The organism is Okeania sp. SIO2B9 (assembly GCF_010672505.1).
In the GTDB taxonomy this organism is placed as follows: domain Bacteria; phylum Cyanobacteriota; class Cyanobacteriia; order Cyanobacteriales; family Microcoleaceae; genus Okeania; species Okeania hirsuta.
Genome location: NZ_JAAHGK010000225.1, coordinates 1 through 7,449, shown reverse-complemented (window position 1 = coordinate 7,449; position 7,449 = coordinate 1). Strand labels below are relative to the sequence as shown.

General features: G+C 41.1%; 7 protein-coding genes. 3 read left to right on the top strand and 4 right to left on the bottom strand.

The features are described 5' to 3' along the window. The coding region (locus F6K13_RS10560) for an STAS domain-containing protein (RefSeq protein ID WP_287287343.1) at positions 1 to 205 on the bottom strand (205 nt) is incomplete at its 3' end. 652 nt (positions 206 to 857) lie between these two features. On the opposite strand from F6K13_RS10560, the gene F6K13_RS10555 reads away from it, so the two are divergent. Together F6K13_RS10555 and trpE are read left to right on the top strand one after the other, a co-directional pair. After that, complete coding sequence (locus F6K13_RS10555; RefSeq protein ID WP_124143703.1) at positions 858 to 1,286, top strand: photosystem I reaction center subunit II PsaD; 429 nt, start codon at positions 858 to 860, stop codon at positions 1,284 to 1,286. 336 nt (positions 1,287 to 1,622) lie between these two features. Beyond that, positions 1,623 to 3,158 (top strand): anthranilate synthase component I, encoded by a 1,536-nt coding sequence (gene trpE, locus F6K13_RS10550; RefSeq protein ID WP_124143702.1) that lies wholly within the window; start codon positions 1,623 to 1,625, stop codon positions 3,156 to 3,158. Positions 3,159 to 3,688: 530 nt separating this feature from the next. Here trpE and F6K13_RS10545 read toward each other — a convergent pair. Further along, positions 3,689 to 4,657: an SDR family NAD(P)-dependent oxidoreductase gene (locus tag F6K13_RS10545; protein ID WP_287287341.1), complete on the bottom strand. Its 969-nt coding sequence runs from the start codon at positions 4,655 to 4,657 to the stop codon at positions 3,689 to 3,691. 43 nt (positions 4,658 to 4,700) lie between these two features. On the opposite strand from F6K13_RS10545, the gene F6K13_RS10540 reads away from it, so the two are divergent. Next, entirely contained in the window at positions 4,701 to 5,747 is a 1,047-nt protein-coding gene (locus tag F6K13_RS10540) for an alpha/beta hydrolase (RefSeq protein ID WP_287287339.1), read from the top strand. Between the two features lie 186 nt (positions 5,748 to 5,933). On the opposite strand, the gene F6K13_RS10535 is transcribed toward F6K13_RS10540, so the two are convergent. Together F6K13_RS10535 and F6K13_RS10530 are read right to left on the bottom strand one after the other, a co-directional pair. After that, entirely contained in the window at positions 5,934 to 6,116 is a 183-nt protein-coding gene (locus F6K13_RS10535; protein ID WP_192901338.1) for a hypothetical protein, read from the bottom strand. A 971-nt stretch (positions 6,117 to 7,087) separates the two neighbouring features. After that, the gene (locus F6K13_RS10530; RefSeq protein ID WP_287287337.1) at positions 7,088 to 7,273 is read right to left on the bottom strand and encodes a hypothetical protein; all 186 of its coding nucleotides are present in this window, start codon (positions 7,271 to 7,273) and stop codon (positions 7,088 to 7,090) included. Positions 7,274 to 7,449 lie beyond the last annotated feature (176 nt).

The window sequence follows — 7,449 nt, the reverse complement described above, 5'->3', positions numbered from 1 at the left end:
ATAATAGACATCCTCTTTTTTCAGAAATTTTTCGGATAATAACTAAAGTAGTTAATCCCAAATTATTAATTTGGTTTACTAATCCCATATCTATTATCCAGTATAAATTTCGTGTTTTGTCGATTAGTTTGTCTACTATTTGCTTGAGTTGATGACTTCTCTTTAAATCTAAGTTGCCTTGAGGGCGAAATAAAATTGCTTCCATATAGTCCGATATAATTCAATAAGTGAAGGTGAAAAATAGCTGTTCCTTATATATATAGTGTTAAAAATGCCTAATAAAGGTAATAAATATAATCAAGGGTAATGATCGGCTTTAACCAAAAGTTAGTTACTATAGTATTTCCAGTAAACAAAAAAAAAATTGCGTTTTTTATTCGATAAAAAATATCTATAGCAATTTTCTTTCGGTTATGTCAAAATATTCTGAAAAAAGCAAAAAGTAACAATACTCAAAAAATGCTATATGTAGCAATCTTATTTGAGCTGTAAGATATTGTAGACTTTTAGAGAACAGGTTAACTAGGAGTCGAAAGTCACTAATTTCTCACAAATAATTTAGGGTTACTCTATTGACAGTAATTAACAATATAGTTTTATTATTCGATTATTTATCTAGACTAAAATCAAGTCATAGTAAAATTCAAGAGGACTATTGCAATTACCCTCTTTTTTTTAACTTCAACCATAACCGAAAAAAAAGAATGATACTATCTTTAGTCGATGGCAATTAGTAATTAATGGCCTCAAGTCTGGCCAGAGTCCTAAAATATCCTTTTGTAACAGAACCTTACAATTTCTTAAACCTGGGTAACTGTGGTGATAGGATTCCATAAAAAGGTTCATATAAAAAATCTATGGCAGACGAACTAACAGGTCAACCCCCTATTTTCGGTGGCAGTACTGGTGGCTTACTGACCAAGGCCGAAGTTGAAGAAAAGTACGCTATTACCTGGACTAGCTCAAAAGAGCAGGTATTTGAGATGCCTACAGGTGGTGCAGCTATTATGAATGAAGGTGAAAACCTACTATACTTAGCTCGCAAAGAGCAATGCTTGGCTCTCGGCACTCAACTAAGGACTAAATTTAGGCCCAAAATTGAGGACTTCAAAATCTATCGGGTTTTCCCTGATGGTTCTACTGAGTATCTACATCCGAAAGATGGAGTCTTCCCTGAAAAGGTTAATGAAGGACGTCCTTATGCAGGTAAGATCGACCGTAACATTGGTCGTAACCCAGAACCTGCTGCTCTCAAGTTTACTGGTAAGAAACCATACGACTCATAGGTTGTGATTAATCAGTAGATAAAAGCGCACCGCTTGCTAGTCAATGGCTTCCTCAGCGTAAAGACGGAGCAAAAAAGCTTGGGTCGATTGTTTATATGAGATGCAACTCAACTTGTTTGATTTGTATATCTAGGCTGAGAGTCTGTGTTTAGCTCGGCGACATTAAATGCGCAGCGTTGCGTCAGCAAAATAATAATTTTCCGTTATAATCATGTGATTTAACGGCGAGAGTGTCAATTTCTATCATCACCTTGGCTTCCAGATATCTCATCTGAAGCTGAGGTTTTAATTTTATTAGAGTCGCTGCTGAATCTCAAATCTAAAACCTCAAAATTTATGATATTCCCAGACTTCTCCAAATTTTCCCAACTAGCAAAACAAGGTAACTTTGTTCCTGTCTACCAAGAATGGGTAGCAGACCTCGATACTCCTGTTTCTGCTTGGTATCGTGTATGCGCGGGTCAACCATACAATTTTTTACTAGAATCAGTTGAAGGTGGGGAGAAAATCGGACGCTATAGTTTTCTTGGCTGTGACCCATTGTGGACATTGGAAGTAAGAGGGGAACATACTACCCAAACTTACCGCGATGGCACAGTTAAAACTTTTGAGGGAGACCCCTTTGAAACTCTAGATAACTGTCTGCAAAAATATCAACCTGTCAAACTACCTCAACTACCACCTGATATTGGTGGCTTATTTGGTTTTTGGGGTTATGAGTTGATTCGGTGGATCGAACCTCGTGTACCTGTTTACCCATATACTGAAAATGATTTGCCTGATGGTTTGTGGATGCAGGTCGATAATCTTTTGGTTTTTGACCAGGTAAAACGGAAGATTTGGGCGATCGCCTATGCAGACCTCCGCTCTCCAGAGGTAGATTTAAAGGCAGCTTATCAACAAGCGTGCGATCGCGTTTCTCAGTTAGTAGATAAATTGCAATCTCCTCTATCACAACAAGATACTTTACTAGAATGGCAACCACCTGCTGGAAAAAGTCAAGAAGTTGGAGATATCTATAGTAGTAATACACCCCGCGAACAATTTTGTGCCAACGTTGAAAAAGCTAAAGACTACATCAAAGCAGGAGATATTTTTCAGGTAGTTATTTCGCAACAACTTTCAACGGAATATACAGGGGAGCCATTTGCTCTTTATCGTTCCCTGCGACTAATAAACCCTTCTCCGTACATGGCTTATTTTAATTTTGGTGATTGGCAAATCATTGGTTCGAGTCCGGAAGTTATGGTAAAAGCAGAAAATACCCCTGATGGCAAACGTCTTGCTACGGTGAGACCAATTGCCGGAACTCGTCCTCGTGGCAAAACTTATGCAGAAGATAATGCTTTAGCTGAGGAGTTGTTGCAAGACCCGAAAGAAAGAGCAGAACATATTATGTTGGTCGATCTAGGTCGGAATGATTTGGGGCGTGTTTGCCGAGTGGGAACAGTAAAAGTTGATGAATTAATGATAATTGAACGTTATTCTCATGTGATGCACATTGTTAGTAATGTGGTGGGAGAATTGGCAGATGAGAAAACTGTTTGGGATTTATTGAAGGCTTGTTTTCCAGCGGGTACTGTTAGCGGTGCGCCAAAAATTCGGGCGATGGAAATTATTAATGAATTAGAGTCTTGTCGCCGGGGTGCTTATTCTGGGGTTTATGGATATTATGATTTTGAGGGTCAGTTGAATAGTGCTATTACGATTAGAACTATGGTTGTTCGGCCGAAAAATGATGGTAAACACACGGTAACTGTGCAAGCGGGAGCTGGTTTGGTTGCGGATTCTGTGCCGGAAACAGAGTATGAGGAAAGTATTAATAAAGCTAGAGGTTTGTTGGAGGCAATTCGGTGTTTGAAAAAGAGTTGAAATAGCAATCAGCGGTCAGCGGTTAGCTATCAGCTTCTAGTTGCGTGTATAATGAGGGATACTCAAGAGAAGCCACTCCGCGTCTACAAACCCCCATTAACAAGCACTACGGGCTTTTTCAAATAAGCGTGGGGGACTTACAGCGCTTTTGCTGACTGATGAACCACATAGTCATAGCCAAAACCCTGTAAGGGCAAATGGGTATTCGCCCCTACTAGACATCTGTTCAATAATTGATAATTACCTCTCCCTAAAAGGAAGAGGATTGAATAAAAGGAAAATTTTTTCTCTCTTGGTCTCATGGATATGGCGAGGAGACCCGCTCTTGACAGAGTCGCTCCGAAGATCGCCATCCCACCCTTCGGGAAGCTGCCCTAACGACCCCTTGTTTCTCCGCGGCGAGTTAGAAACTTTAAACCTTAAGTATTCGGTAAAAATAAAAAATCAAATCAATTATCACACAGAAATTATCAATTATTTCTCCCTACTGCCTACTGCCTACTCCCTCTTTTGTAGGAGATGTCTAATAATTAAATTTGAGGTGATATCAACCTTCCCCATAGCAATAAAAACCAAGGGATTTTGAAATTTGGTATTAACCACGCATATTTTCTCAGTGCAGGAACAGTAAAAGGAATTAAAAAACGAAGGGAACGTAGAGATATAGGACAATTACCATTCTCATCTACAATATTATATTTTTCAGCAAGTTCAGCAACAATCCGCACCTTACCCGTATGACTCATAATACTTGGTTCAGCAGCCAGATTCGCAATAACTCTACCTGTAAACAAAGGAGTTTCCCAATTTTCACGATCGCCAAAAATATCTACAGTATTACTTTGACTCAATTGATTGGTAAAATTAATTATATGCTCTGTACCGACAATCCCCGGCCAAATAGATATAGAAGCAATATTATCTGCTTTTAACTCTACTGCCATATCTGCTGCCAGGCGATCGCTTGCTGCCTTACCCGCACCATAAGCAGCACCAAATAGATAAGACATACTACCCCAGGAAGAGATAGTAAAGATAATTCCCCCCCCACGAGGAGCCATCATTCGGGCAGCAAATACACTGCTAATATAGTGACTGCGAAGACCGACATTATTAACCAGATCCCAAAGACTAGGTTCAGATTTCCAGAATGGCCGACCGTAGGCATCTCTAATGGCCTTTACTCCTGAGAAGACATTGTTCACTAATATATGGAGTTGCCCCTGTTGTTCATTTTCAATGCGCTCAAAGAGTAACCGTACTTGCTCGTCATCCGCATGATCTACTTGAACGGGAATACACTTACCACCAGCTTTTTCAATAGCTAACTGTGTTTCCTGGAGAGTACCGGAAACGCCATCATTAACACAAGGTTTTTCGAGACTACGACCTGTAATATAGATAGTAGCACCGGCCTCACCTAAACCTATTGCAATGCCCTTACCTATACCCCGCGTTGCTCCTGTAACCAATGCTACTTTACCTTTCAGGTCTGTCATAATTACTTACTATAGTTTACCAAATACAGTTTAGCGAAAAACGATGCTTCAACCAAACTTATCAGAGATTTTACAGTTCTGGTGGTTAGTTCCGTTGCTATTGAGTATATTAGGACTTTTTTTCAGTCTCTGGATTGTAGTTCCTGCTCCGAATTCTTTTCTTTTACCTTTGGCAGTGGCAACTCCAGAAATTAGCCCTTGGCTGATTTGCCTGAATCTGCTTGCGCTGATACTAACAGTTTTTGTTCACAAAACTTGGTGGTCTGCTCTCATCTTCATCTGTAGCTTACTTGGCCTAATATTAAGTTTACTTCCACTGAGCCAGCTAGCTACTACCAACACTAACTTTGCTGTTGAGATGGAGACGGTTTTGGGAACAGACTATTTACAAAGTGTTCCTGAAGACTTAAAAGCCCAAATGCGTCCCCAACCATTTGTCCTTGCAGATGTTTTTCGTGGGCTTCCTAAAAAGGAAGTTCAGACTCAAAGAGGTATTGTCTTTGCCAGTCCCGATGGAGTAGACCTCAAACTAAATGTTTACCAGCCTTTAGTTACACAAAAGTTGCAGAACTTTCCTACTGTGGTAATTGTCTACGGTGGAGCTTGGAGACAAGGCAGTCCTGATAATTATGAGAGGTTTAGTTGTTACATAGCAGCTCAAGGCTACTCAGTAATAGCTATTGATTACCGCCATGCACCCAAGTATAAATTTCCCGCTCAACTCGAAGATGTACGAGCAGCCTTGCAGTATATTCAAGCCCATGGGGATAATTTGGAAGTAGATATTGAGCGCATAGCGATAATGGGCCGTTCAGCAGGAGGTCATTTAGCAACTCTGGCTGCTTACGAGCAAGGTGCTATGCCTTTTCGAGCAGTGGTAAGTTACTACGCACCTAGTGACTTAATAGAAGGGTTCCGCAATCCACCTTTTCCCAATCCTATCAATACAAATACTGTCCTGCGGGATTTTTTGGGAGGAACACCAGACGAACTCTTAGAACTGTATCAAGAAGCTTCTCCCAAAAGTTATGTTAGACCTGCTCTTCCCCCTTCTTTACTGGTTTATGCAGGTCGCGACCACATCGTATAACCTAAGTTTGGACGAGTTTTATACAATCAACTGCGAGCAACTGGCAACCAGGCTATTTTTTTAGAAATCCCCTGGGCAGAACACTCCTTTGACGCAGTTTTTCCTGGGATTAGCAATCAGCTTGCTTTGTATTATACCGAACGCTTTTTAGCATCTGTGCTTCACGGGGTGATATAGAATCCGTAATTAGATGGGGAGTAGGGGAGTAGGGAAGTAGGGGAGTAGGGCAGGGCTAATTCTTTGTCGTAGCGAGAATATTTGCAACCCTATTTTTTGTTGAGTTCCTGTGCTTTCTACACTCCCCACACTCCCCACACCTCCCACACTCCCCACACCTCCCACACTCCCCACACCTCCCACACTCCCCACCCCCTCCTCTTTTTTTCTAGGCGTGACAATAAATTCACCCTGGGGGAGTAGGGGAGATGGGGAGCTTGAGAAATATTTGGTAATGGTTGAAGATGGAACATTTTTTTATACCGAATTCAACGGACTTGATATGAAAATAGCTTCAAAACCATTGTGGGATAATGGTTTCAACTATTACAACGCTTTTCACTCTTGATGAACCACATCTTCACAAGCAAAATCTTGTAGGGGCGATTCGCGTAATTAGGAGCATTCCGTAGGAAATCGCTCCTACTGTGGTTTACCCAAATGAAAACCGCTGTAAGACCCTGTCTAAAATATTGATTTTTCGCGTTTGATAATAATAATCATTTTAGGACTTACGCAGATACGCTATATATAGCCCTCAAAACTATTGTCCAATAGTCATTGGACTCTATACATAGTGCCTTTGCGTAAGTCCTGATATCATGTCCGTTTATATCGTTTGTGTAAACCCAAGGGTGAATATCTACAGGAAATGATGGTTTTTTTCTTGCGAGGGTAGCCTTCTTCCCTCTTCCCTCTTTCTTCTTCCTTACCTTTGCTATACAAGACCGATGCTACCGGACATGATATGATTTATCAAAATAATATGGGTCTAATATAAAATCCGGTTATACAGTTATCGCACTTTCTACTTCCATTCAATGCAGACATAAAATGCCGGAATATCCCCAGATCACTCCAACTCTCATCCTTTCTGACTCCTGACTCCTGACTCCTCTCATCATACAATAACTAATTATCCAGATAAGATCAGGACTTACGCAAATTCTTAGACAGTGCGCTATCAGTAGGGGGCGAATGCCATTCGCCCCTACAATATATGGCGCTTGGTGCGTAATTCCTGATAATATGGGTCGTGCAACCCCGCCTTTTAAGGCGCAATATTTTTGGAGAGTTGCTCACGCATCCCCATTACAAAAATAAATTCTGTAGGGGCGTTAAAGTTATGTTTCCTTGTTGCTAAATATCAACGCACCATCTTCAAGTGCCCCATGACGAATCATTTTCTTGTCACGCTGGTAGTTCTGCGGGTAGAACCAGGGTTCGCAGTCACCCTGCTTCGGGAATAAGTGCATCACCCGCTGGATATAGCCAGAAGAAAAATCTTTGATTAAAGATCGTCCTTGCATATTCCCATCTCGATCGCGCAAACGTGGCGTACACTGACGAAATCCCATCATGAACTACCCCGCCGTGTAGACGGACGGGGTTTCTAAGTCCCCGTCAACAAAGTCCGCACTTTGAGATTTTGAGCGCTTCATTTGCCCCAGTTGCCTCATCGAGCCTGTATGTTTACGGGTCGAAT